Here is a 22,779-nt window from a genome sequence, read left to right as displayed (position 1 = left end):
ATTAATGTATTAATTTTCCCAAGAGAAAAATTAGTCCGTTTTTCGTTTTGTGTCTTGTTTACTCAATAATAAAAGTCATCATTTCATCGTAGACTTCATTGAATTGTTGATAGACTTCTTCCAGTGAAAAAGTTTTTTCACGGTGAGATGCCAAGGCTTTTACGTTGATTTGACCTTTTTCTAATTCATCTTCGCCTAGAGTAAGCACAAGTTTAGCACCTTGCTTATCAGCAGATTTGAATTGCGCTTTTGCTTTGCGTTGCATGAAGTCGCGGTCAGCTGAGTAGCCAAAGCCGCGAATCGCTTGAACGATTTTCAGAACTTCCATGTTTGTGCCTTCACCAATTCCAACTACATAAGCGTCCAAGTTGTTAATGGCAGGTACTAACACGTCTTCTTGCTCCAAGGTTAATAAGATACGTTCAATCCCCATTGCAAAACCGAACCCTGGTGTAGTTGGTCCGCCTAATTCTTCGACTAAACCGTCATAACGGCCTCCGCCGCAAATCGTAGACTGAGCACCCATTCCAGGAGCATCACTGATAATTTCAAAAATGGTATGAGTATAGTAATCTAACCCACGCACCATCCGATGATCAATTTCGTAATCAATCCCTAAATGCTTCAACGTTGCCGTTACCGCGTCGAAGTGCTTTTGAGCGGGTTCGCTTAAGTAATCCAAAATGCTTGGTGCGTCGACAACAATTGGTTTATCCTTCTTATCCTTACTATCTAAAACCCGCAAAGGATTTTCGTGCAAGCGACGTCTGGAATCTTCGCTCAATTGGTCTTCAAAAGGTTCTAAATAATCAATCAACGCTTGACGATACGCTGCTCGCGTTTCTTTGTCACCAATTGAATTGATCACTAAACGAATTTGGCGAATGCCTAATTGGTTGAAATAGTCCATCGCCATCGCCATAATTTCAACGTCTAAGCTTGGATTTTCACTGCCGAAAGCTTCGATTCCAATTTGGTGGAATTGACGCAGTCGCCCTTTTTGCGGACGCTCGTAGCGGAACATAGGCCCGGTGTAATAAACTTTGTATGGCTTTTTGTGTTCAGGTCCGAAAAGCTTGTTTTCTACATATGCTCGAACAATCGGCGCTGTTCCTTCAGGGCGCAAAGTAACATGGCGATCTCCTTTATCCCTAAAATCATACATTTCCTTTGATACAATATCCGTGGTGTCCCCTACACTGCGAGAAATGACTTCATAGTGCTCGAACATAGGTGTACGGATTTCTTGGTACTGATAATCACCGAATAGTATCCGGGCAGTCTCTTCTACAAACTGCCATTTTTCACTTTCTCCAGGTAAAATATCATTGGTGCCTTTTGGTCGCTGATAACTCATTTTTTTGCCTCTTTTCTTGATTGACGTAAAAAAGCCCTTGCTCAGCTTGAACAAGGGCGAAATAATCGCGGTACCACCTATCTTTGAAAAAGTTGCCTTTTTCCTCTAGCAATTAACGCTTGCGAAACGGAGCGGCTTTGCACCCGCTCATCTCCAGAATGTCTTTCAGAAACTCGATTTGGAATTGCTCACAGCCTAGGCAATTCTCTCTGCACCCTCTTCGTTGCTTACTCTTTCTTTCATTGATGTTTATTATCATCTTTTAACCTACTAAAAATGAGCAAGAAAGTCAAGATGAAGTGGCAAGAAAAAGCAAGATATTTCACTTTTTTTGCTTTCCACCTTACACTGATGACATAAGATAAGGAGTGAGGAATTCATGACAGATGTAAGAATTGGTAGATCACGCGTGTATGCAACAGACTTAGGTTTAGGAACAAATGCGGTTGGCGGCCACAATTTATTCCCCAATTTAGATGAAGAACAAGGAAAAGCAGTGGTTCGTGCCGGCTTAGATAATGGGATTACTTTGTTGGATACTGCTTTTGCTTACGGTATGGGACGTTCCGAAGAATTGATTGGCGAAGTTCTGCAAGAACCTGCCTATGATCGTTCACGAGTAATTATCGCTACGAAGGCCGCTCAAGATGTTTCCAAAGACGGTGCCCTTAATAATTCACCGGCCTTTTTAAAACAAGCAGTGGAAGATGCATTGCATCGTCTGCAAACTAATTATATCGATATCTTCTACATTCACTTTCCAGACGAAGGTACTCCTAAAAATGAAGCGGTGGCTGCATTGCATGAAATGAAGGAAGCTGGAAAAATCCGAGCGATCGGTGTCTCCAACTTTTCACTAGAACAACTGAAGGAAGCCAACCTAGATGGTTACGTTGACGTAATAGAAGATGAATACAGTTTATTGCATCGGGATGCTGAAAATGAGCTATTTCCTTATTTAAAAGAAAATCGGATTGGTTTCGTCCCATTCTTCCCGCTTGCTTCCGGTTTGCTAACTGGGAAATACAGCAAGGAAAGCAGCTTTGACAGTTCAGATATTCGGGATGACAATCCTGATTTTAAAGGGGAACGTTTTGAACAAATTTTAGAAAAAGTCGATTTGCTGCGTCCGATTGCTGAAAAATATGATGCAACTGTCGCCCAGCTGGTCCTAGCTTGGTACATGAAAAATCCAGCTGTCAGTGTGGTTATTCCTGGAGCCAAACGACCTGAACAAGTAGAAGACAATGCAAAAGCTGTCGATATTCGTTTTTCAGAAGACGATTATAAAAAAATCGATGAAATTTTCAAATAAAACTGGGGTCTTCCTCAGTTTTTTTCTTTTACCTTCTTTTAAGAGACACTCGCTTTTTCGACTATTTTAATTTACACTAGAATCAATTAGAACTTATCCAAAGTTTGTTTTTGGGTAATACAGTTAAATCAATTAAAACAATAAGGAGCGTTGCATAATGACAGAAGTACAAATTGGAAAATCAGAAGTATATGCTAGCAAATTAGGTCTTGGAACAAACGCAGTTGGCGGACACAATCTATACCCTAATTTAGATGAAGAAGTCGGCAAAGAAGTGGTTCGAACTGCTTTAAGAAATGGCGTTACTTTGTTAGATACGGCTTTTTCTTACGGCCGTGGCCGGTCTGAGGAGTTAATTGGTGAAGTTCTTCAAGAAGAAGAGTTTGACCGTTCAAAGGTAGTCATTGCTTCTAAAGCTGCTCACGATATGGCTAATGGCGGTGTCTTCAATAATTCTCCAGAATTTTTGAAAAACGCAGTTGAGGAATCCTTAAAACGCCTGCAAACAACCTATTTAGATATTTTCTATATCCATTTTCCTGATGAAGAAACGCCTAAAAACGAAGCAGTAGCTGCTTTACATGAATTGAAACGGGCAGGCAAAATCAAAGCAATCGGTGTTTCCAACTTTTCTTTAGAACAATTAAAGGAAGCCAATCAAGATGGCTATGTGGATGTGATTGAAGAACGTTACAGCTTAATCCATCGCGAACATGAAGATACGTTGTTCCCTTATTTGAAAGAACAAAAAATTAGTTTCGTTCCTTACTATCCATTGGATTCTGGCTTGTTAACTGGTAAATATGAAAAAGAAGCGACTTTCGACGACAGCGATTTGCGCAGTAAGAATCCTGATTTTAAAGGTGAACGCTTTAAAGAAATTATTGGTAAAGTCGATTCATTAAAGCCAATTGCTGAACAGTATGAAGTAACAGTCACTCAATTAGTCCTAGCTTGGTATATGAAACACCCTGTAATGGGCGTGGTCATTCCTGGAGCTAAGCGTCCAGAACAAGTTGAGGCCAATGTGAAGGCTTGTGACGTGCAGCTTTCACAAGAAGATTTTGACAAGATTGATCAATTATTCCGTTAAACGATTAAAGGCAGCTGGACATTTATTTGTCCGGCTGCCTTTATTAATAGTAGAAATGGATTAATTTACAACATTCTTGGTCTCACCATTTAAGAAGCCAGACAGATTATCCACTGCAATTCCCATTAATCGGGCCCGAGTTTCTACTGGTGCCCAAGCAATGTGGGGAGTGATAAAGCAATTTTTTGCCTGTAACAACGGATTCTCTGTTTTAATCGGTTCCGTTGACACAACATCCACACCAGCTGCTGCGATTTTTCCGCTGTTTAGCGCATCAGCAACTGCCTGCTCATCTAACAAACCGCCTCTGGCAGTATTAATCAGGATTACGCCATCCTTCATTTGTGAAATGGCTGCTTGATTAATCATTCCCGTTGTTTCTGCTGTTTGCGGAATGTGCAAGCTAATAATATCAGCTTGTTGGTAAAGCTCTTCTAAGGGAATTTGCTTTAGCCATTCTTCCTCGGCAGGCTTAGGTCGATGATTAGCATATATTACTTCCATGTTCATAGCATGAGCGATCTTAGCAGTTGCATGAGCAATTGCTCCGTAGCCGATTAAGCCTAAAGTTTTTCCCCTCAGCTCCATCAAAGGAACTTTGGTATACATGAAATCAATGCTGTTCTCCCACTCTCCTGCATGGACCGATTGATTATGCAAACCCACCTGACTAGTAATTTCCAACAATAAAGCAAAGGTAAACTGGGCTACAGCATCAGTACCATACGTTGGAATATTGGTAACCACTACATCATGTTTAGCTGCAGCTTCAATGTCTACAACGTTGTACCCAGTAGCGATAACTCCAACATAGCGTAAGTTGGGCACCTGCGACAGGATTGTTTCGTTAATAGGTGTCTTATTGGTAAGGACCACTTCAGCTTCGCCGATTCGCTGAACGATTTCCTCCATGTCCGTATAAGAAGTTCGGTCATAGACCGTTACTTCCCCAAATTTTTCAAAATCCATCCAAGACAAATCTCCTGGATTTAAAGCATATCCGTCTAATACAACAATTTTCATAAAAAATCCTCCTTAAAAAAAGAGCTTAAGATAACAATCTTATAAGATCATTATCTCAAACTCTCAATTAAAAGTCCGGTTAGAAGTCTGCTTCATGCGGGAGTAAAAAATATTCTCACTGTCTACTTAGTTGTTTGCGGCTGATTTTTCGAACAGATATTGAAGGTTTTTTATATTTTAAAGCAGCTTCCTTCCAGAATCTTTCCTAATAAGCACGTGCGATCCATACGGTGTGTTTCGCAGGTTTTCCACTAACAATGTCCACTTCTTTTTCAACAGGTGGATTGAATGGAATGTTACGGGTTGTAAAGCCAGTCTCTTCTTTGATTTTCGCTTCGGTTTCTTCTGTACCATCCCAACCGATTAAAACAAATCCTGGGACTTCGCCTTCTTCTTTCGATTTGGCAATATGCTCTTTCAACTGATCTAAGGTATCAATATCGTAATGCTCGTTTTCTTTGTAACGAGCGGCAGCACTTTCGTACAGACGTTTTTGCATAACATCCATTGCTTCGGTAATGTATGCTTCAAGATCGTCTAATGCAACTGTTTCTTTATCATCTAAATCGCGCATTTTTACGACTACTTGGTTGTTTTCCAAATCGCGTGGTCCAAATTCAATACGTAATGGTGCACCTTTAAGTTCCCATTCGTTGAATTTGTAGCCAGGTGAATTATCAGTTTCATCGATCCGTACACGCAAGCCTTTTGCTCTTAAAGTAGCTTGCAGTTCTTTCAGCTTATCAAGAATAGCTGGGTTCTTTTGCCATGGACCAACTGGAATTAGAATTACTTGTGTTGGCGCAACTTTTGGCGGCATTACTAGCCCTTTTTCGTCTCCATGAACCATGATTAATGAACCGATTAAACGAGTTGAAATACCCCAAGAAGTGGTATACACGTGTTCATGTTCATTGTTGCGGTTCAAGAATTTAATATCAAAAGCTTGTGCGAAGTTGTTGCCAAGGTAATGAGACGTTCCTGCTTGGACGGCTTTACCGTCACGCATCATTGCTTCGACTGAATACGTATCAACTGCTCCGGCAAAACGTTCTGACGGAGTTTTTTGTCCCCGGTAAACTGGAATAGCTAAGGTATTTTCAATCAAATCCGCATAAGCTTCTAAGGCACTCATTGTCCGTGCACGAGCATTTTCTTCTGTTTCGTGAGCAGTATGTCCTTCTTGCCACAAGAATTCTGAGGTACGCAAGAATGGCATAGTTTTCTTTTCCCAGCGGAAAACGTTCGCCCATTGGTTGATTTCTAATGGAAGATCCCGGTAAGAGTTAATCCAGTTAGAAAAAGCATCCCCGATTAAGGTTTCAGAGGTTGGACGCAGTGCGTATGGTTCTTCTAATTCTTCGTCGCCAACTCTAGTTAACCAAGGTAATTCTGGTGCGAATCCTTCCACGTGTTCTTCTTCTTTTTCCAAGAAATGCTTAGGAATCAACATAGGGAAATACACGTTGCGGATATCTTCAGATCGCAAGAATTTGTTGAAGTCTTCTTGAATGTGTTCCCATAATTCGTAGCCGTCTGGTTTGAAAATAATACACCCACGAACTGGAGAGTAATCCATTAAATCAGCTTTTTGTATAGTCTGTAAATACCACTTTGAAAAATCTTCTTTTTGTAAATTTGACATCTATGCATCCTCCTAAAATGTAATAAAAAAACCGCTCCATCCCTACAATATGTAAGGACGAAACGGATAATTTCGCGGTACCACCTTGCTTGGCCAAACTTTGTTGACCCAACTTCAGCTCCCTTAACGCTGGAGATACGTGCTGCTTATCACAGCAATCATCTTCGATAGGTTCATAAACTTCAGTGGACGCGTTGATCTTTCAGCCGGTGAATCAACTCTCTGCAGTCTTGAAAATTTATTACTAGTTCGAATGCTTACTAACATGTTAAAGGGTTATTTAAAAAATTGCAAGCATAATTTTGCTTTTTCTCTAAATTTCTTCTTCCGGTTTGTAACGTTCCTCTAAGCGGCTCATCCACCAGCCTAGCGCTGCTCCTAAGAAACATAACACGGCACAACCGAGATAACCTAAGATACCGATACCGCTGTAGTCAGTAGGAACAATCATAATGGTCGAAGCGAAAACAATCCCTAAAATAAAGTGGAACATCGGGGCAAAATAACGATTGAAAATCCAATCCATCACTTTTGACAAGCTTAATACAGTGACCAATCCGCCGATACCGATAGGGAAAATCACACTCATATCCAAACTCTTAAAGCCATCAGCCATCGCCTTATACATACCCATATAGACTAAAAAGTTAGAAGGACTTAATCCTGGTACAATCAGGCCTAATCCGATCAACCCACCGGCAATCATCCAAGTAAAGAAGTTTTGATCCACTTCGCCGAACAAGCCTGAACCTTGCCATAAAAATAGAAATCCAACAATAAAGCTGATCACTAAAATGATGATATCCTTGTTGGAACGTCCGTGCTTACCTGCTTCATTCCATAACGCTGGAACAGTTCCGATAATACAACCAACAAAGAACCACAGGATAATCGTTTCAAATTCTCCCAGCAAAAAACTTACTGCAAAGGATAATAGAAATACCCCCGTCAAACCACCCAGTCCAACTGGAATAAAGAACAAAACATTTTCTTTAAAGTTCTTAGTGATGTGAGCTAAAAATGAAATAATTCGTTCATAAATACCAAAAACAGCTGCCAAGGCTCCCCCGCTGACACCCGGCAAAATAAAGCCAGATCCAATAAACATTCCCTTAACAAAACGCAAGATCCAGTCACTTTTCGACTGTTTCGTTATTTTTTTGTTTTCCATCGTCTTTTTCTCCTCAACTTTCGTATTTCTACCTCAACTAGTGTACCGATAAAGAAATGCTGTGGCAAGGAGTTTAGTCAGCTTTATCGTAAATTTTGTATTTATTGCTGCAAAAATTGGCGAAATCTTTTAAACCTACTAACTGGACAATCCTTCTTATCCCATCATCCAGCATGAAAGATTATAGTCCCCGGAAAATTTCCCAACAAAGTTTTATAGTTATTCTGAACAAAAGGCTTGCATTGAAACTCGTTTCATACCGTACACTTCATTTAGATAGAAAATTGCTTCAAAAAACTAAGATGAAAATCAAGGAGGAATTATCATGCGAACTTATGTTAAAATTCAAAAAGACGGAAAAGAAACATTGTTTTATGCATTTCTCCAAGTAAAAAATAATTGCTTAATCATTACCCGATCAGCTGGATTATGGAAACCTCTTAAACGAGTGATTGATTTATCCAAGGTTTCATACTTAGGGGAGGATCAATATTACGGCGGCAAACGGATCATATTTTCATATGAAGACGAACAGTTCGCCATATTTGAAAGCGGGCCAGCAATTATTACTGACTTGCATAACCAATTATCCTTAACAAACGAGGTAATCAATTATGGCAAATATCCGCGATATAGCTAAGAAAACCGGTTATTCAGTTTCTACCATTTCAAGAGTGATCAATGAATATCCCTATATTAAAGAAGAAAAGCGTCAGAGAGTATTAGCGGTTATGAAAGAGCTGAACTACATTCCTAATAAAACCGCTCAAAATTTGAGTCATGGAAAAACGAAAAATGTTGGAGTTATATTGCCTTTTACTAACCACGCATATTACGACCAGCTGTTAAGCGGCATCATTAAGGAAGCCTTTCTTCATTCTTACAAGATTACTTTGCTGCCAACTAATTATGACCCAGCATTAGAACAGCAGTACCTGGATCAATTTGCTGCTAAAGAATTTGACGGGCTGATTATTACTACCATGGCTAATAAGCCCCAATTTTATGAGGAGTACTTAGCCTATGGTCCAATCATTTTTTGCCAAGATGTTAACCTAGAAAATGCCAGTTGCGTTTTTATCGATTTGGAATCTTCCCTTTACGAAGCCCTCCTTTATTTGAAGGAGCAAGGAATTAAAAAATTAGGCATTACCTTGGGGCGAAGTAAAAAAATCAGCCAAGATTCGGTATTGATTGAACGGCTTAGTCGCAAGGTGTTCCCCGATTTTGATGCCGATAATATTTTTTGGGATTGTTTTTCAGCTGAGGATGGTCTGCAGGCAGCTACCTTTTTTGCTGAAAGAAAAGTTGACGGCATTCTCGCTAATGGAGATGAAGTTGCTGCGGTCATTTTAAGGAACTATCCTACTCCCAAAATAGTGGGTCGGGAAAATCTCTTAATCAGTGAAGTGATGAATTTTTCTTCTATTGATCATCATCTGAAGGATTGCGGGCGACAAGCCTTTCAGCTTTTTTATCAAGGAACACAGGAAAAAATTTGTCTGCCCTATAAGTTAATCCGACGCTAATCAAGCCAATCATTTTCTATTGGAAAATGATTGGTCTTTTCTTTATACTGAATGAAAGGAGCTTGCCATGAACAAGATTCCTAATATCCTAACTATCTGTCGGATCATTCTTTCGCTGATTTTATTATTGGTTAAACCACTTAGCCTTCTATTTTTGATTATTTACAGTCTGTGCGGCATCAGTGACATGGTGGATGGTTTGATTGCCCGCAAAATGAATTGGACCAGCACGCTTGGAACAAAATTGGATACAATCGCTGATGCTATCTTTTTGCTTATTGCTGGCGGAAGGCTGCTTTGGGTCCTTTGGTTTCCTAAGTGGCTGCTTTATTCAGCAGGAATGGTGCTGCTGATACGATTAGTCACCTACAGCATCGGCTTTGCGCGCTATCGTCAATGGACCAGTTTTCACACTAGGCTAAACAAATTGACTGGTCTGCTGCTATTTTTAGTGCCGTTGCTATATGTCACTAGTCCTTTGAATATCTGGGGACCGTTGATCATAGTAATTGCTGTTTTTTCTGCTTCGGAGGAATTATGTATTGTGCTGCTTTCAAAAGATTTGGATCTAAATTGTCCATCACTCTTTCATATGACGAGGAGGTCAGCTAATGGCAAATGAAGCAAAAAAAGATTTTAACGCGATGCTGCAGGATAATCGAGACATGCCGAAAATGCAACGAGTAACTGATCCTAAAACGATCCAGCGTTACGGTGGGGACAGAATGTTTTTCGCTCCACCACTAGTTTATGATGAGATAATGAAACGAGTTCCTGAAGGAAAAATTCTAACGGTCACTGAAATCAGAGACTATCTCGCTAAGAAAAATGACGCTGATTTTACTGAACCAATGACTGCTGGGATTTTTATTTCGATTGCTGCTTGGGCCGACGAACAGCGCTCAACGAATTCTACTCCTTATTGGCGGACTCTCAAAACCAATGGCGAGCTAAACCCAAAATATCCTGGTGGAGTCGAAGCGCAAAAGGCTAAGCTGGAAAACGAAGGACATACTATTATCCAGCGGGGAAGAAAAAATTTGCGTTATTATGTGGAAGATTACAAAGATGTATTATTTGAGTTGGACTAGATTAGTCTTTAAGGACCGCTAAGCTTTAGCAGTCCTTAAAGGCTTTTTTTATCTTGTTTCAATTTCCTCAAAAATAGTAATAGGCGCCACGGTCATGCATTTGGCAAGAATTTTTGCAACCTCTTCTGGTGATTGTTTTGCTCCTGTCCGCAGCCAGCGTTTAACAACCGCTATCACTCCGTAATAAATAAATTCCTGCTGCAGCTTTTCGCTTTCTGTAATTTCGTGTGGAATTACTTCCAACTTCTCCTGAACCGTTTCAATGTACAATCGTTCCAACCGTTCAATGAAATGGGGGCGGCCATTTTTACCAACTAAAATTTGAGCCAGCTCCTTACGTTGATATAAGAACATCATCAACTTCTCCGAGGCTTCTTTGAAAAACAACCCAACATTCTTTCGACCATACTGATCGATTTTACTTGTTACAGCTACACCTATATGTTCTCTCATCACTTTTTCAAAGTTGGTGTACATCTCCTCTTCCACCTCTTCGATAATCGCATACTTATCTGGAAAGTAGTTATAGAATGTCCCACGGTTAATTTTAGCCCGCTTGGATAAGCTGGCAACGGTGATTTTTTCAAACCCGATTTCATCCATCATTTCAAAAAAAATCGTTACAATATGGGTTTTCGTTCGATCTGTTTTGTTGGACATATTCGTTTTCCCTCCACAATTTTCTTCTATCTGTTCAATTTTTCAACAACTTGTCGATTTCTGTCACATTTTTAAACACTCTGTTTATTTTTGTTGATTGCTAGTTTGCTGATTTCATCCTAAACTAAAGCACATCGCAAAGCAACACAGTGTTCAAAAATGGAGGAGAATTTTATGCAATACATTCATGCACAGAACTTACAAAAGAATTATCTAACCGCTACAGCCGAAATTCCCGCTTTAAAGAAAGTGTCATTTTCGATTGAAAAAGGTGAGCTTACTGTAATTTTAGGTCCCAGCGGATCTGGCAAAACCACCTTATTAAATTTATTAGGAGGAATGGACCAAACTACCAGTGGTGAATTGATGGTGGATGAGCTGGCAATTCATAAGCTTAAAAGTAAGGAGTTAACCAATTACCGTCGTCATAGCGTCGGGTTTATCTTTCAGTTCTATAACTTGATTCCAACTCTAACTGCCTTAGAAAATGTCGCAATTGCTCAAAGGATCGCCAAAAATCCTTTTGAAGCAGCTGATATTTTGGAACGGGTACAACTCTCCCATCGGCTAGGCAACTTCCCACAAGAATTATCCGGTGGAGAACAGCAGCGAGTATCGATTGCCCGCGCTGTCTGCAAAAATCCTCAATTAATCTTGTGCGACGAACCTACCGGCGCCTTGGACAGTACCACTGGGCAGCAGGTCCTGCATTTGTTAAAAGAAATGGCTGAATTACATGGTCACACGATTGTCATTGTCACCCATAATGCTGCGATTGCCCAAATTGCAGATCGGGTGATTCATTTAAAAGATGGTGAGATCATTAAAAATGAATACCAGCCTCAGCCGTTGAAGATTGATGAGGTGAACTGGTAATGCTGTTACGTAAAACTTTGCGCGATTTCAAACAAAACGGTTTAAGCTTCTTCGCCGTTTTCCTAATGAGTTTTATTTGCTTGTTTGTTTTTACCGGGATTTATTCTCTCAGCCAGCAAATGGAACAAACTGGGGAAAGCTTCATTGAAGAAAGTCAATTGGCGGATGATTTGGTGACCCTTCAACAATATGACGCGACTAAGGAAAAAGAAACGACTCAGCTGTCTGCTGTAGAAGAAACGGCACATCGCAGCGTCGGACAGATTAAAAACGATGACTTTTCACTGACTGTCCTTTCTTTTGATCAATCAAGTATCAGTCATCCGCTAGTTGTTCGCGGCGAAGCATTAGGCCAGCAAGCTGGTATATGGTTGGATGAGGATTTTTTCCAAGTCAATGATTACCAACTAGGCGATACTATTGTGATTAACCAAGTTGCTTGCGAAATTTTGGGAACGATTCGGCAGCCGGAATTTATTTACTTCACCGAAAATGCCGATCAACCCGTCCCAGATCATGAAAAAACTGGTTATGCCTATGTTTCAGAAGACACCTTTCCATCATTATCGCTGTTCACCACCCATCAGTTGTTGCTGAATACAAAGGAGAACATCAATCAACCTTGGTTGGAAAATCAGCTAACAGAAATCTGGGGTGCAGATTTCCAACAACTAACACCTCAAGAAGACAGCACCGGCATCTCAGTCTTCACGGATCGAACTTTACAGATTAGACGGTTAGCTCTTTTGTTTTCAGCCTTATTTCTGATTTTGACGTTGATTACCATGGAAGCTACCATGCGCCGCTTTGTTAAACAGCAGCAATTGCAAATTGGTTCTTTACTTGCACAAGGGTTAAGCAAACCGGCATTACTGCTGCATTATTCTTTATTTGGCCTATTTGTCTCATTCATTGGCTCACTGATCGGCTGCTTGCTGGGGCCAAATGTATTGTCACCGATTTTATTATCTGTTATCGGCAACCAGTTTTCTGTTCCAGGATGGGAAAGCTCAGCTAATATGTTGGGATATGCGATGGTAATCGTTGTTACAATTGCCAGTGTTCTAGTCACTTTAATTCCAGTAATTCCGATCATTAACGAACTACCAGCTACGATTCTACAAAAACAATCCAATAAGCGTTTTCGTCGTGTATGGTTGGAGCATTCGTTTATTTGGCAGTACCTGCCCTTTTCACTGCAATGGACCTTGCGAGACATCCAAAGAAATCTGCGGCGGGGAATTCTCGGCATTTTTGGTGCGATGGGCTGTATGATTTTATTGATTGCCGCATTTGGCATCAATGATTCCATTGATTACTCATTGAATCATGTTTTTTACGAAACGTATCATTATCAGGAAAAAGCTGTTTTCATACAGCCGTTACCGCAAGAACTCCAGCAAGACACGGAAAAATTGCTCACTCAGGATGGACAATGGCTAGAACAACAATCGGTCACTTTGCTAAATGGCAGCGAAGAACAAAGTGTTACAGCTTCAATACTTTCTTCTGGAGAATTGCTACGCTTAGAAAATAATAGTGAAGTGCTTGAGCTTGGTGATTTAGAGGAAAACGAAGTGATTGTCTCCGCTGCTCTTGCGGACAAGCACCACATTCAAGCGGATGATACGATTTATGTACAACTGGACCAGACGATTCGTCCTTTATTTGTGAAAGCTTTGGCTGAGTTATCCGCGCCTCAAGGACTTTTCTTTTCACAACGAGTTTGGCAGAACCTTGATCAAGTCTTTTTGCCGCAATCAATTTTATTGGAATCAGCTGGCGACATTAGCGACTCCCCCTATTTTTCCAGTTCAACCCCTAAGACGCAGCAATACGAAGATTCCCAGCAGCTGATTGAAGGTATTCGCTTCATTATTTCGCTGCTGATCTTGGCGGCTTTAGCTTTAGGAATTACGATTATGATGAACTGCCATCTATTAATTTTCTCTGAACGCTTTATTGAATTTGCTACATTGAAGGTACTTGGTTTCACTCAATCAGAAGTCTTGCGTTTGTCACTATTGGAAACCGTTTTGCTGACAAGTATTGGATGGCTGTTAAGTTTACCCTTGGGTTGGCTATTTCTCAACGCATACGTATCAATGGTCTCAACTGAAAATCAGCAATTTCTGCCTAATATCACCTCGCAAAGTCTGATTATTGCTAGTGGAATTCTTTTGGGATGTATGCTATTGGTTCAAGCGTTTTTAAATCGGAAAATTAAGCGCATTGATTTTGCTACTGCTTTGAAGCCGGCAGAGTAAAGTAACACTGCAAACTGAAAAAATCACCTTGCAAATTCTGCAAGGTGATCTTCGTCTTTTACTATTTGCTTAAACGTTCAACGTCGCGAGCGATCATTAATTCTTCGTCAGTTGGAATTACGTAAACTTTTACTTTTGAATCAGGTGTTGAAATTTCTGCTTCTTTGCCGTGAATTTTTTCGTTGACAGCAGCATCTAAATCAATCCCGAACCAAGTCATTTGTTCTAAGACCATTTTTCTGATGATGTCGCCATTTTCACCAACACCAGCAGTGAAAACAATTGCGTCAACACCGTTCATTACAGCGACATATTGTGCAATATATTTACGAATGCGGTCAGCATAAATTTCTAAAGCCAAAATTGCATCCTCATTGCCGTCAGCAGCGCCATTTTCGATGTCACGCATATCGCTAGAAAGACCAGTAAGACCTAATACGCCTGATTTTTTGTTCAAAATATCAATCATGTCGTTGATTGATGAGATACCTTCTTTTTCCATTAAGTATGGTAATAATGAAGGATCAATATCGCCTGAACGAGTTCCCATAGTTACCCCTGCTAATGGTGTGAAGCCCATAGATGTATCTACAGATTTTCCACCTTCAACAGCTGTTACTGAACCGCCGTTTCCAATGTGAGCAGTGATAATTTTTGTTTCTTCAATTGGTTTTTCCAATAATTCAGCTGCACGCTCTGAAACGTAGCGATGGCTTGTTCCGTGGAAACCATATTTACGAGCACCATGTTTTTCATAGTACTCTTTTGGAATACTGTACAAGTAATTTACTTTAGGCATGGTTGCATGGAAAGAAGTATCAAAAACAGCTACGCTCAATACGTTAGGCAAGATACGACGAAATGCCTTAATTCCCATAGCATTCGCTGGATTGTGCAACGGTGCAAATTCACTTAGTTCTTCGATTTTTGCTAATACATCGTCAGTGATGACAGTTGAATCACTAAAGTACTCTCCACCAGCTACGACACGATGGCCGACGCCTGTTAGTTCATCGAATGATGCGATGATGTCTAACTCAATCAATTGATCCAAAAGCATTTGAACAGCAACTTCATGATCTTTGATGTCTAACACTTTTTCAAATTTTTCTCCGTCACCGTATTTGATTGTGAAAATAGAATCCTTGATTCCGATTCTTTCTACGATTCCTTTAGCGAGAACAGTTTCATCAGGCATTTGGTACAATTGCCATTTTAAACTTGAGCTACCAGCATTGATTGCGATTGTTTTTGACATTTTTACTCTCCTTTTGTTTTGCTTATAAATTAGAAGACTTCCAGCCTTCGAATTTCCCAAAAAATTCTGTTACTTTAGATGGATCTTTTAAGGTTGGCAGTTTTACCAACAGCACTTTTTCTGCTTGCTGCGCCTTATCACCCGTTTTTTGTACGATTAAAATACTTTTCCGGGAATGCTCTGACTTGAATAACTCATCAGGCAATTGAATAATCCCTTGTAAGAAGACTTCTTTTCCTAGCCATTGCTGCAATAATGGACCTTGTTCTGTTTCCATAAAATTGCTTGGCAAAAGGAATAGGCCAAAGCCATTTTCCTTAACATACGCCATTGCTTGCTCCATCAATAGATGATGGGCATAGGTATGTTCTTTTTCTGAGCCGGTTACAAATTGACGTGCCTTTTCATCATTAGGATAGTAGCCGATTGGCAAGTCGCCAATAGCAAAATCTACGGGATCTACTAACAAATCCTGTAGGCTGTCTTGATGAAACAGCTGTACATTTTCTTCCATTAATGCACTGTCTGAAGCAGCGATTGCTAATAATGTATCGTCAATATCAACACCAGATGCATCAATGGTAAAACCTGCCAATTTTAGATTGTTAACCACCGTCAGCAGTAAATTGCCCATACCAACAGTAATATCTAAGATACGGATAGGTTCCTTCTTGTCTAAAACTAGTTGTTCAATTAAAAAGACAAATAGAAAACCTAAACTGTCTGGAGTCAGCTGATGATTTGGCTGCAGGGTTTCCTGTTTGGATCCCTTCAGCAACAACAGTTGGGTAATCTTACGCCATTCTTCCTTTTCCAGATTTAAGGCAAGCAGCTCTTGGTAAAGCTCTTCTACCTTGGCTACTGTTTCTTGATCAGGGGTCTGGTCAATCACGCGTACTTTCGCACCATCAACTAAATTCTCCGCATTTTCGATATAGGCGTCAAAAAAGGACGTGTCTAGTTTTTGCTGCAATTGTTCAATGGCTTGATTCATCAAAGAAAAAGCTGTCTCAATTTTTTCTGGATTCATCATCTTTTACCTCCTAGTATAACACCTATGATACCTGTTCTATTTTAGCCGACAAATACAAAATAATCAATCGCTTTCTTTTTATTATTGTGGATTTTTACTGTTTTCTCTATGTTTTCACCTGTTAAATAATTCACAATAGTGTGTATTAGTCTAGCCCTAAGAAATTATAAAAAGCGCTAATCCAGAGATTCCCTCTTGGTTAGCACTTTCTATAGTTTATGGCTGATCATTAGAACTTGCTTCAGCGCTTGCTTTAGTAGAGGAACTTGCTGGTTCAGGTTTTAAGGCTTCATCAAAATAATAGTTTTTGCCATTGATTGTCACCCTAAGTCGAACCATGTTTTTAGGCTTCTTCTCAAAGTAAAGTTCCCCTTTATCAAATAGCCAAGTCCCTTGAGACTCTTTCAACGGGTCATGTTCAATCAAAAATTCTTCTTTAGCAATCTTCGCTTGATATAGTTGGATGGTACGCTTCGAAAAGTCCGCCGTTTGATGGTAAGTAAACAGCAGTTGTAAAACTAAGAAGCTAAAAAGAAACATAACCACTAATACAGATAGTAGAATACCGCCACGCTTATTCAATTACCCAAATTCCTTTCTTCTTTGTTCCGTCGTTAAAGGTCACGTTTAATTCGACAGTTTTCCCAACTTTCCGGCACTTAAAGGCATAAACCTGAGTGAATAATGGTTGATGGCCGCCTTTATAGCTTTTACGAACGGTTGAGTTGATTCTTTCGATTCTCACGTCGTTGTTAACATTGTCTTTAAGCACTAAGGCGTGTGCTTCAGTATTGTAGTATTCAAAACCCTTTAGCTCATTCTCTAATTGCAGCAATCCAACCTCCCACTCCCGATTATGATACACACTCAGTTGCTGCTCTACCTTACTAATATGTTTGATTAACCCGTGCAATAAAAGAATACTGCCGCTTAACACCAGCAAAGCCACTAAGCATTCTAGTAAAGTAAATCCTTGTGATCTCCTCTGTCGTTTTACAATCATCGCTTTCTCCTTTAGGTTATCTGTCAGATGGATACACTCGCTGATAATGAATGTCAATATAAAGGTTGCGATACTCCTCAATTTTTTCCATTTGCTGTTTGGTTTGCCTTTGAAGTTGGGTAGTAATGGCTAAATAGCCGAAGGTCATGCCAACTAACAACGACAAGCTCACGATACTTTCTAACAAAATGTATCCTCTATTGCCTTTCATAACGACCACTTCCTAGCTGAAATTGATAATTTACTGTTCCGGTACTGTCAGTAAAGCTGATTTTAGGGATATTCCCCGACTCTGGTTGATTAGTCGTAATATTTCCCGTGTTTTTGTTAAACATTATTGAGTGTTTGCTTTGCAAAACTACCGATTCTGGTAATTTTAATTCTCTCCAGGGAAAATCCTCATTGCCGGCCATAAAATAAATTATTTGTTTATCCTGGTGCAAATCAATCCGGGTAGTTTTTTGATCACAGATGGCAACTTGCTGGATGTAAACAATTGATTTTTCTAGCTGATAGTAGAAAAACTGACGCTCCAGCTTTTGCTGCCAACTAGCAAATAGGATAGTTGGCAGCAAGACAAAACTACAGACTACGACAAGAACAATTAGAGATTCGATTAGGGTGTAGCCACATTTACTCTTTAGGTTTATTTTTAATTTTTTCATACGTTTCCCTTTGCTTTTCAGTAATATACCCTTTGCTCTCTAATTCATCCAAGGATGGCTGTTTATCATGGTCCAATTCGAAAACATCCATTTGTGTCTCAACAACCTTAACAATCGAATCATCACTCTTTTTCTCAGCAGATTTCTTTTGATTCATAATACCGGGCACAAACAGCAGCAATAAGATACTGATCACGAACAAAACGACCATCATTTCCAGTAATGTGAAAGCTTTCCATTTTTTCTTTTTCACCATATTCCCTCCATTCCGCTGGACAGCGGCAAAAGCATAGCGACATAAATACTGACGATCAACAAAGCGACGAACAAAAAGACTAAGGGTTGCAGCCATGAACACAAAAATTCTAAACGAGCAAAAAATCGTTGCCAGACCAATTGACTATAAGTCAGCAGCTCTTTACCTAAATTCCCCCGAACTTCACCTTGCTGGACAATTTGGCCAAACTCTTTAGTTAGGAACGGATAATTTTTTAGCTGCAGAGCTAACGACTGACCTTGAACTAATTGATGCTGCAAGGATATGGCTAATTCTTTCATTAACGAATCCTTTTCAGTAGCTAGCAGACAGGCAATAATTTGCTGCAGCTCCAAACCTTGATCAAATAACTTGCCCCACTCCAAAGCAAAATAGGCTGAGTAATAGTCGCGATGCAGGCGGCCAATCAATGGTAATTTTGCTAAAAAAGTGTACTTGATCAAGTAGCTTTGCTTCTGTCCCCAACGATTCCATAAAACCAGCAGCAGCAAACTAATCAAAAGAACCGCGAAAATAAGCCATGGTGCCGCTTGAATAAATAGAATAGAAGGATTATCTTGTTCAATCATTCCGCTATCTAATAGTTGTGGTAAAAGAAATGTGCGCATTCCTACTAAAATCAAAGTTAAAAACATCAGCAGCATTGCCGGATAAGAAACCGCCTTAACAAAGTTTTGCCGCTGTTTTTGTACCAGCAGCATTTGGTTGGCTATGCCTTTTAAAGTACGGGCAATCCCGCCATGCATTTCGCCTAAAGCAACCTGGAGAACTTGATCCGCTGAGTAATTCAGTTGAGAAAAACTTTTAGACAAGGACTGACCACTGTGCAAGTTTTGTTGAACCAGCTCTAATATATCAGCGGGTAGACTGTCTGCTGTTTGCAGAAAATGCAATGCCTGCTGCAGACTAAATCCATTGGTTAACAAATCCCCCAACAGCTGACAGAAAGTTACCTTTTGTTGAATGGTTAATTTTGTTTTCTTTTTTCGATACATGCTAACCCCTCTTGCCACGTAAATCGCAGCGGTTCGTCGTCGTAAAAACTATAGCTCATTAATAACCCGACCTCCTTTTCCTGATATGGCAGTAATTCCTGGTAAATGACGCCTCGCAAACAATCGTTTAATAGGTGTTTATCCCCTCCTAACTCTATGGCGCGGTCTTCAGCCGCTTCTAAACTAGATGCATGCAAGGTGGCAAAGACACAATGTCCAGTCAAGGCTGCACGGATTGCTCCGTGGATTGTCTTTTGATCCCGAATTTCACCGATGATCAACACATCAGGATGGTGCCGCAGCGAAAGCTTGATCAACTCTTCGTAAGTCTGATGAATCTTTTCGTTGACCTGCAGCTGTAAAAATCCAGGCTCTTCAATCTCTACCGGGTCCTCAATTGTCAGTACTTGTCCACTGCTTTCTTTTGCCAGTTTGTACATTAAGGTTGTCTTGCCTGAACCGACTGGACCGCAAAACAGATACAATCCTTTCGAGTGACAGGCTTCGCGAATCGTTGTTAATTGCTCTGGCAATAAAAAGTGTTCCTTGCTGGTACCAAACGAATGAAGGAAGCGAACCACTAGACTTTCCCGTTGTTGGTAATCCCCTACCGTAGACAATCGCAATCGCTGTTCTGTTTTGGGCAGCGAGTAAGTAATCGCTCCTAATTGTGCTTTGCGTCGTTCACTTACATCCATTTGGCCTAAATATTTAAAGCGACTGATCAGCTGCACCCCCACTTCCACCGAGACACAACCTTGATTGTGATAGAAGGGACCTTTACGAAAATAGTATTCATAATGATCCGATCGGGGCATCAAATAGAAATCTTGCATGTGATACAGCGCACCATAGTTAATAAGCTCCGTTGAAAATTCTTCTATTGTCATTTTTTTCACCTCATTATTAAGGTACGCAAAAAAAGCGAGTCCTGTTGCGACTCGCTAAACTTTTTTTATTTTTTTGTTTTATCAGGGAAACGGGCTTCGACTCGGTAGATGGGCTGGCCTTTTTGGGAGAATTTTTCTTCGTATTCAGTCATGATGTTGCCTTCATAGGAGCTATGATGCAAATCTAACCAAACCTGTTCCAAAATCATTCCATATTTTGAAAAGCTGCTCAAGGAATATTCGAACAGCCCTTGGTTGTCGGTTTTAAAATGAATCTCACCACTTGGACGTAGGATCGCTTCATCTACTGCTAAAAAGCTTTGATAAGTGAGACGGCGTTTTTCGTGACGTTTTTTCGGCCATGGATCGGAAAAATTAAGATAGATCTGGTCTACTTCACTCTCTGCAAAGTAATTTGTCAGCTCCGAGCCATCTACATGCAGCAGTTGCAAATTCGGTACTGGTTCTTCTATTAATTTATCCAAAGCAAAGGATACAACACTTAGTTGCATATCTATGCCGATATAATTAATCTCTGGATGAGCCTGTGCCATTTTGTTGATGAATTGTCCCTTGCCCATACCGATTTCAATATGGATGGGGTGATCGTTGCCAAAACGTTCCTGCCAACGTCCTTTCCAAACTTGCGGTTCTTCAACTACAAGTTCGGGATGAGAAGCCAATAGTTCTTCCGCTCCTGATCGCTTTCTTACACGCATTCTTGTTTCCTCCTAAAAAAATTTCAAAAACTATTTTACAGCAAAAAATCCGAATTACATTAGTTTTGCTCCTGCGGTCCAGACGGTCCTCATCGCTCAATCGCGAGTTGTAGGAGTTTCTGCTAAGTATAATTCGGATCATTTCGTAAAGCTGTTGGTTATGTTACCGTTCCACCAGCAAAAATTCGTTTTAATTGCAGTATTGATTGATTCATATGACGAAATTCCTGCCGACGATACAGCCGGGAAATTTCTAGCAACAGGCTCATTAACGCATACCAATAGATCCGTTCCATGTTGGCATCTGTTGGTCGAATACCGTAGCGCACCAGCCATTTGCTCCAACTTGAAAGCGGTACGTAGCTTCCTAAAATTGTTCCGATATCTAAAGCCGGATCCGCAAACATCACTGAATCCCAATCAACCAAATAAAGATAATTCCGGCACACCAGCCAATTTCGATGATTGACATCACCATGAACAACCGTGTACTTTTTTTTCGGATAGTAAGGAACATTCTTTTTTAAATAATTATGGACCAACTCGATAAAACTATTTTGCTGCAACGCAGGAGGCAAACTCTCCTCAAAATTCGCCAACAATTGCTGCGGCGAAACTTGTCGTCCTCCAACTTTTTTCAGCATTGACATTAAAGAATCAGAATGATGCAAATGATACAAAACATCGATCACATCATTGCGTTGTTTGATTTCATCTGGGCGCAGGACTTGACCGTCTAACCATTCTTGGGCAGTCAGTGTATCACCATTGCCAGTCCGTTTAATCCACACCAATTTAGGTGCAATTCCTTCTCTAGATAAAGCAGCCAGCATAGGAGTTGTATTTCGTTTAATAAAGACACGGTCTTCATCGCGGTACCCAATGTAGGTTTTGCCAGTGTCGCCCTTGATTGGACGTACTCGCCATTCGCTATCTAACTGAAAATCCATCTCATGGGCCCTCCTCGTGCTTTTTCCGCAGTACCTCTTATTCTAGCTACCGAAATAGGCTTCGTCAAGAGCATGTATGTTCTTCTTTACCCTTTTTTGGATTACATTTTCTTTACAGTTTCTTCAATTGCGTCGATGTAAGCCTTTTGCAGCTGTTTGGTGATTGTTCCAGGTGTTCCATCGCCGATATTTTTGCCATTGATGCTGATAATTGGCGTTACTTCGGCTACTGAACTAGTTTTAAAGACTTCGTCCGCTTCAACTATGAACTCTTTAGTAAAAGGCTCCTCTACTAATTTGAAGCCTAATTGATTTGCCAACTGGCGTACTTTAATTTTAGTAATTCCTGGTAAAATCAATTCACCATCTGGATGGGTATATAAAACACCATCCTTGACCATCCACAGATTGGAAGAAGAGGCCTCAGTAACAATACCGTCTCTCACTAAAACAGCATCATCATAGCCGTTTTCTTGGGCTTCATTTAAAGCTAAAATATTCCCTAACAAGCTGATGGATTTAATGTCACAATGCAGCCAGCGTTTGTCGGTAACAATACCACCGCTAATCCCCTTCGTTAATTTTTCCATTGGACGGCTTATTTCTTGAATATCCGCCGTTAATACTGGAACTACCTCTTTAGGATCTGGAAAACTATGAAGGCGTGGTTTAGCTGCGCCATGAGTTACTTGGAAATACAAACGTCCGTTTTTAATACCGACTTCTTCAGCAAAACGATGCAGACGTTGACTAAATTCTTCCTTGGTAAATGGCAGGGTTAAACGAATTTTGTCGGCACAACGAAAGAAGCGCTCCAAATGTTCTTCTTCCATATATAATAAGCCGTTGTAAATGCGAATCACTTCATAAATACCATCACCAAATTGATAACCCCGATCTTCAGTATCAATTTTCACTTCTGATTCATCGACAATTTTATCGTTCCATAAGATTTTCACTGG

Annotated in this window: 25 protein-coding genes and 1 other annotated feature; of the genes, 8 read left to right on the top strand and 17 right to left on the bottom strand. The window is 40.2% G+C overall.

Annotated elements, in window-relative coordinates; genetic code table 11:
* Positions 1-58 precede the first annotated feature (58 nt).
* Complete coding sequence (gene hisS, locus JZO70_RS18700) at positions 59-1,357, bottom strand: histidine--tRNA ligase (RefSeq protein ID WP_207675204.1); 1,299 nt, start codon at positions 1,355-1,357, stop codon at positions 59-61.
* 49 nt (positions 1,358-1,406) lie between these two features.
* Positions 1,407-1,609, bottom strand: a binding site (T-box leader).
* A gap of 127 nt (positions 1,610-1,736) precedes the next feature.
* On the opposite strand from hisS, the gene JZO70_RS18695 reads away from it, so the two are divergent.
* Together JZO70_RS18695 and JZO70_RS18690 are read left to right on the top strand one after the other, a co-directional pair.
* Positions 1,737-2,672, top strand: coding sequence for an aldo/keto reductase (locus JZO70_RS18695; protein ID WP_207675203.1), 936 nt, complete (start codon positions 1,737-1,739; stop codon positions 2,670-2,672).
* Between the two features lie 157 nt (positions 2,673-2,829).
* Positions 2,830-3,765 carry an aldo/keto reductase gene (locus tag JZO70_RS18690; RefSeq protein ID WP_207675202.1) on the top strand — a complete coding sequence of 312 codons (936 nt, stop codon included), beginning with the start codon at positions 2,830-2,832 and terminating at the stop codon, positions 3,763-3,765.
* A 60-nt stretch (positions 3,766-3,825) separates the two neighbouring features.
* On the opposite strand, the gene JZO70_RS18685 is transcribed toward JZO70_RS18690, so the two are convergent.
* The 3 genes from JZO70_RS18685 to JZO70_RS18675 form a co-directional block, all read right to left on the bottom strand.
* Positions 3,826-4,788, bottom strand: a complete 963-nt coding sequence (locus JZO70_RS18685; protein ID WP_207675201.1) for a D-2-hydroxyacid dehydrogenase — start codon at positions 4,786-4,788, stop codon at positions 3,826-3,828.
* Between the two features lie 205 nt (positions 4,789-4,993).
* Entirely contained in the window at positions 4,994-6,433 is a 1,440-nt protein-coding gene (proS, locus tag JZO70_RS18680) for a proline--tRNA ligase (RefSeq protein ID WP_207675200.1), read from the bottom strand.
* Positions 6,434-6,746: 313 nt separating this feature from the next.
* On the bottom strand, positions 6,747-7,604 hold the full coding sequence (locus JZO70_RS18675; RefSeq protein ID WP_207675199.1) for a DUF368 domain-containing protein: 858 nt from the start codon (positions 7,602-7,604) through the stop codon (positions 6,747-6,749).
* 325 nt (positions 7,605-7,929) lie between these two features.
* On the opposite strand from JZO70_RS18675, the gene JZO70_RS18670 reads away from it, so the two are divergent.
* From JZO70_RS18670 to JZO70_RS18655, 4 genes are all read left to right on the top strand, one after another.
* On the top strand, positions 7,930-8,244 hold the full coding sequence (locus JZO70_RS18670; protein ID WP_207675198.1) for a hypothetical protein: 315 nt from the start codon (positions 7,930-7,932) through the stop codon (positions 8,242-8,244).
* Positions 8,219-9,133 (top strand): LacI family DNA-binding transcriptional regulator, encoded by a 915-nt coding sequence (locus tag JZO70_RS18665; RefSeq protein WP_207675197.1) that lies wholly within the window; start codon positions 8,219-8,221, stop codon positions 9,131-9,133. Before JZO70_RS18670 ends, JZO70_RS18665 begins: the two co-directional genes overlap by 26 nt.
* Positions 9,134-9,200: 67 nt before the next feature.
* Positions 9,201-9,755: a CDP-alcohol phosphatidyltransferase family protein gene (locus JZO70_RS18660; RefSeq protein ID WP_207675196.1), complete on the top strand. Its 555-nt coding sequence runs from the start codon at positions 9,201-9,203 to the stop codon at positions 9,753-9,755.
* Entirely contained in the window at positions 9,745-10,224 is a 480-nt protein-coding gene (locus JZO70_RS18655; protein WP_207675195.1) for an MGMT family protein, read from the top strand. The genes JZO70_RS18660 and JZO70_RS18655 overlap by 11 nt, the downstream gene beginning before the upstream one ends.
* A 48-nt stretch (positions 10,225-10,272) precedes the next feature.
* On the opposite strand, the gene JZO70_RS18650 is transcribed toward JZO70_RS18655, so the two are convergent.
* On the bottom strand, positions 10,273-10,884 hold the full coding sequence (locus JZO70_RS18650; protein WP_207675194.1) for a TetR/AcrR family transcriptional regulator: 612 nt from the start codon (positions 10,882-10,884) through the stop codon (positions 10,273-10,275).
* A gap of 174 nt (positions 10,885-11,058) precedes the next feature.
* On the opposite strand from JZO70_RS18650, the gene JZO70_RS18645 reads away from it, so the two are divergent.
* Positions 11,059-11,760, top strand: coding sequence for an ABC transporter ATP-binding protein (locus tag JZO70_RS18645; RefSeq protein ID WP_207675193.1), 702 nt, complete (start codon positions 11,059-11,061; stop codon positions 11,758-11,760).
* The gene (locus JZO70_RS18640; protein WP_207675192.1) at positions 11,760-14,027 is read left to right on the top strand and encodes an ABC transporter permease; all 2,268 of its coding nucleotides are present in this window, start codon (positions 11,760-11,762) and stop codon (positions 14,025-14,027) included. Before JZO70_RS18645 ends, JZO70_RS18640 begins: the two co-directional genes overlap by 1 nt.
* A gap of 61 nt (positions 14,028-14,088) precedes the next feature.
* On the opposite strand, the gene JZO70_RS18635 is transcribed toward JZO70_RS18640, so the two are convergent.
* From JZO70_RS18635 to dat, 12 genes are all read right to left on the bottom strand, one after another.
* Positions 14,089-15,285, bottom strand: a complete 1,197-nt coding sequence (locus JZO70_RS18635) for an acetate/propionate family kinase (protein WP_207675191.1) — start codon at positions 15,283-15,285, stop codon at positions 14,089-14,091.
* 22 nt (positions 15,286-15,307) lie between these two features.
* Entirely contained in the window at positions 15,308-16,315 is a 1,008-nt protein-coding gene (locus JZO70_RS18630; protein WP_207675208.1) for a class I SAM-dependent methyltransferase, read from the bottom strand.
* Positions 16,316-16,534: 219 nt separating this feature from the next.
* Positions 16,535-16,900: a competence type IV pilus minor pilin ComGG gene (comGG, locus tag JZO70_RS18625; RefSeq protein WP_207675190.1), complete on the bottom strand. Its 366-nt coding sequence runs from the start codon at positions 16,898-16,900 to the stop codon at positions 16,535-16,537.
* Positions 16,893-17,321 (bottom strand): competence type IV pilus minor pilin ComGF, encoded by a 429-nt coding sequence (gene comGF / locus JZO70_RS18620; RefSeq protein ID WP_207675189.1) that lies wholly within the window; start codon positions 17,319-17,321, stop codon positions 16,893-16,895. Before comGF ends, comGG begins: the two co-directional genes overlap by 8 nt.
* A gap of 16 nt (positions 17,322-17,337) precedes the next feature.
* A complete protein-coding gene (locus JZO70_RS18615; protein ID WP_207675188.1) occupies positions 17,338-17,532 on the bottom strand; it encodes a hypothetical protein in 195 nt (64 codons plus the stop codon).
* Positions 17,519-17,986 (bottom strand): competence type IV pilus minor pilin ComGD, encoded by a 468-nt coding sequence (comGD, locus tag JZO70_RS18610; protein ID WP_207675187.1) that lies wholly within the window; start codon positions 17,984-17,986, stop codon positions 17,519-17,521. Before comGD ends, JZO70_RS18615 begins: the two co-directional genes overlap by 14 nt.
* Positions 17,955-18,242 (bottom strand): competence type IV pilus major pilin ComGC, encoded by a 288-nt coding sequence (gene comGC, locus JZO70_RS18605; RefSeq protein WP_207675186.1) that lies wholly within the window; start codon positions 18,240-18,242, stop codon positions 17,955-17,957. The genes comGD and comGC overlap by 32 nt, the downstream gene beginning before the upstream one ends.
* On the bottom strand, positions 18,236-19,258 hold the full coding sequence (gene comGB, locus JZO70_RS18600) for a competence type IV pilus assembly protein ComGB (protein ID WP_207675185.1): 1,023 nt from the start codon (positions 19,256-19,258) through the stop codon (positions 18,236-18,238). The genes comGC and comGB overlap by 7 nt, the downstream gene beginning before the upstream one ends.
* The gene (comGA, locus tag JZO70_RS18595; protein ID WP_207675184.1) at positions 19,231-20,148 is read right to left on the bottom strand and encodes a competence type IV pilus ATPase ComGA; all 918 of its coding nucleotides are present in this window, start codon (positions 20,146-20,148) and stop codon (positions 19,231-19,233) included. The genes comGB and comGA overlap by 28 nt, the downstream gene beginning before the upstream one ends.
* A gap of 65 nt (positions 20,149-20,213) precedes the next feature.
* On the bottom strand, positions 20,214-20,867 hold the full coding sequence (gene trmB / locus JZO70_RS18590; protein WP_207675183.1) for a tRNA (guanosine(46)-N7)-methyltransferase TrmB: 654 nt from the start codon (positions 20,865-20,867) through the stop codon (positions 20,214-20,216).
* Between the two features lie 158 nt (positions 20,868-21,025).
* Positions 21,026-21,817 (bottom strand): phosphotransferase family protein, encoded by a 792-nt coding sequence (locus JZO70_RS18585; RefSeq protein WP_207675182.1) that lies wholly within the window; start codon positions 21,815-21,817, stop codon positions 21,026-21,028.
* Positions 21,818-21,918: 101 nt separating this feature from the next.
* On the bottom strand, positions 21,919-22,776 hold the full coding sequence (gene dat / locus JZO70_RS18580) for a D-amino-acid transaminase (RefSeq protein WP_207675181.1): 858 nt from the start codon (positions 22,774-22,776) through the stop codon (positions 21,919-21,921).
* Between the last annotated feature and the right edge of the window lie 3 nt (positions 22,777-22,779).

The organism is Candidatus Enterococcus moelleringii, from assembly GCF_017377575.1.
GTDB lineage: Bacteria > Bacillota > Bacilli > Lactobacillales > Enterococcaceae > Enterococcus_A > Enterococcus_A moelleringii.
The sequence above is the reverse complement of the archived record's forward strand: the minus strand, read 5'-3'. Positions and strand labels throughout refer to the sequence as shown.

What these genes read in the sequence shown, in the direction of transcription:
- hisS (WP_207675204.1), bottom strand. Translation starts at nt 1,357, where the DNA reads ATGAGTTATCAGCGACCAAAAGGCACCAATGATATTTTACCTGGAGAA.
- JZO70_RS18695 (WP_207675203.1), top strand. Translation starts at nt 1,737, where the DNA reads ATGACAGATGTAAGAATTGGTAGATCACGCGTGTATGCAACAGACTTA.
- JZO70_RS18690 (WP_207675202.1), top strand. Translation starts at nt 2,830, where the DNA reads ATGACAGAAGTACAAATTGGAAAATCAGAAGTATATGCTAGCAAATTA.
- JZO70_RS18685 (WP_207675201.1), bottom strand. Translation starts at nt 4,788, where the DNA reads ATGAAAATTGTTGTATTAGACGGATATGCTTTAAATCCAGGAGATTTG.
- proS (WP_207675200.1), bottom strand. Translation starts at nt 6,433, where the DNA reads ATGTCAAATTTACAAAAAGAAGATTTTTCAAAGTGGTATTTACAGACT.
- JZO70_RS18675 (WP_207675199.1), bottom strand. Translation starts at nt 7,604, where the DNA reads ATGGAAAACAAAAAAATAACGAAACAGTCGAAAAGTGACTGGATCTTG.
- JZO70_RS18670 (WP_207675198.1), top strand. Translation starts at nt 7,930, where the DNA reads ATGCGAACTTATGTTAAAATTCAAAAAGACGGAAAAGAAACATTGTTT.
- JZO70_RS18665 (WP_207675197.1), top strand. Translation starts at nt 8,219, where the DNA reads ATGGCAAATATCCGCGATATAGCTAAGAAAACCGGTTATTCAGTTTCT.
- JZO70_RS18660 (WP_207675196.1), top strand. Translation starts at nt 9,201, where the DNA reads ATGAACAAGATTCCTAATATCCTAACTATCTGTCGGATCATTCTTTCG.
- JZO70_RS18655 (WP_207675195.1), top strand. Translation starts at nt 9,745, where the DNA reads ATGGCAAATGAAGCAAAAAAAGATTTTAACGCGATGCTGCAGGATAAT.
- JZO70_RS18650 (WP_207675194.1), bottom strand. Translation starts at nt 10,884, where the DNA reads ATGTCCAACAAAACAGATCGAACGAAAACCCATATTGTAACGATTTTT.
- JZO70_RS18645 (WP_207675193.1), top strand. Translation starts at nt 11,059, where the DNA reads ATGCAATACATTCATGCACAGAACTTACAAAAGAATTATCTAACCGCT.
- JZO70_RS18640 (WP_207675192.1), top strand. Translation starts at nt 11,760, where the DNA reads ATGCTGTTACGTAAAACTTTGCGCGATTTCAAACAAAACGGTTTAAGC.
- JZO70_RS18635 (WP_207675191.1), bottom strand. Translation starts at nt 15,285, where the DNA reads ATGTCAAAAACAATCGCAATCAATGCTGGTAGCTCAAGTTTAAAATGG.
- JZO70_RS18630 (WP_207675208.1), bottom strand. Translation starts at nt 16,315, where the DNA reads ATGAATCCAGAAAAAATTGAGACAGCTTTTTCTTTGATGAATCAAGCC.
- comGF (WP_207675189.1), bottom strand. Translation starts at nt 17,321, where the DNA reads ATGATTGTAAAACGACAGAGGAGATCACAAGGATTTACTTTACTAGAA.
- JZO70_RS18615 (WP_207675188.1), bottom strand. Translation starts at nt 17,532, where the DNA reads ATGAAAGGCAATAGAGGATACATTTTGTTAGAAAGTATCGTGAGCTTG.
- comGD (WP_207675187.1), bottom strand. Translation starts at nt 17,986, where the DNA reads ATGAAAAAATTAAAAATAAACCTAAAGAGTAAATGTGGCTACACCCTA.
- comGC (WP_207675186.1), bottom strand. Translation starts at nt 18,242, where the DNA reads ATGGTGAAAAAGAAAAAATGGAAAGCTTTCACATTACTGGAAATGATG.
- comGB (WP_207675185.1), bottom strand. Translation starts at nt 19,258, where the DNA reads ATGTATCGAAAAAAGAAAACAAAATTAACCATTCAACAAAAGGTAACT.
- comGA (WP_207675184.1), bottom strand. Translation starts at nt 20,148, where the DNA reads ATGACAATAGAAGAATTTTCAACGGAGCTTATTAACTATGGTGCGCTG.
- trmB (WP_207675183.1), bottom strand. Translation starts at nt 20,867, where the DNA reads ATGCGTGTAAGAAAGCGATCAGGAGCGGAAGAACTATTGGCTTCTCAT.
- JZO70_RS18585 (WP_207675182.1), bottom strand. Translation starts at nt 21,817, where the DNA reads ATGGATTTTCAGTTAGATAGCGAATGGCGAGTACGTCCAATCAAGGGC.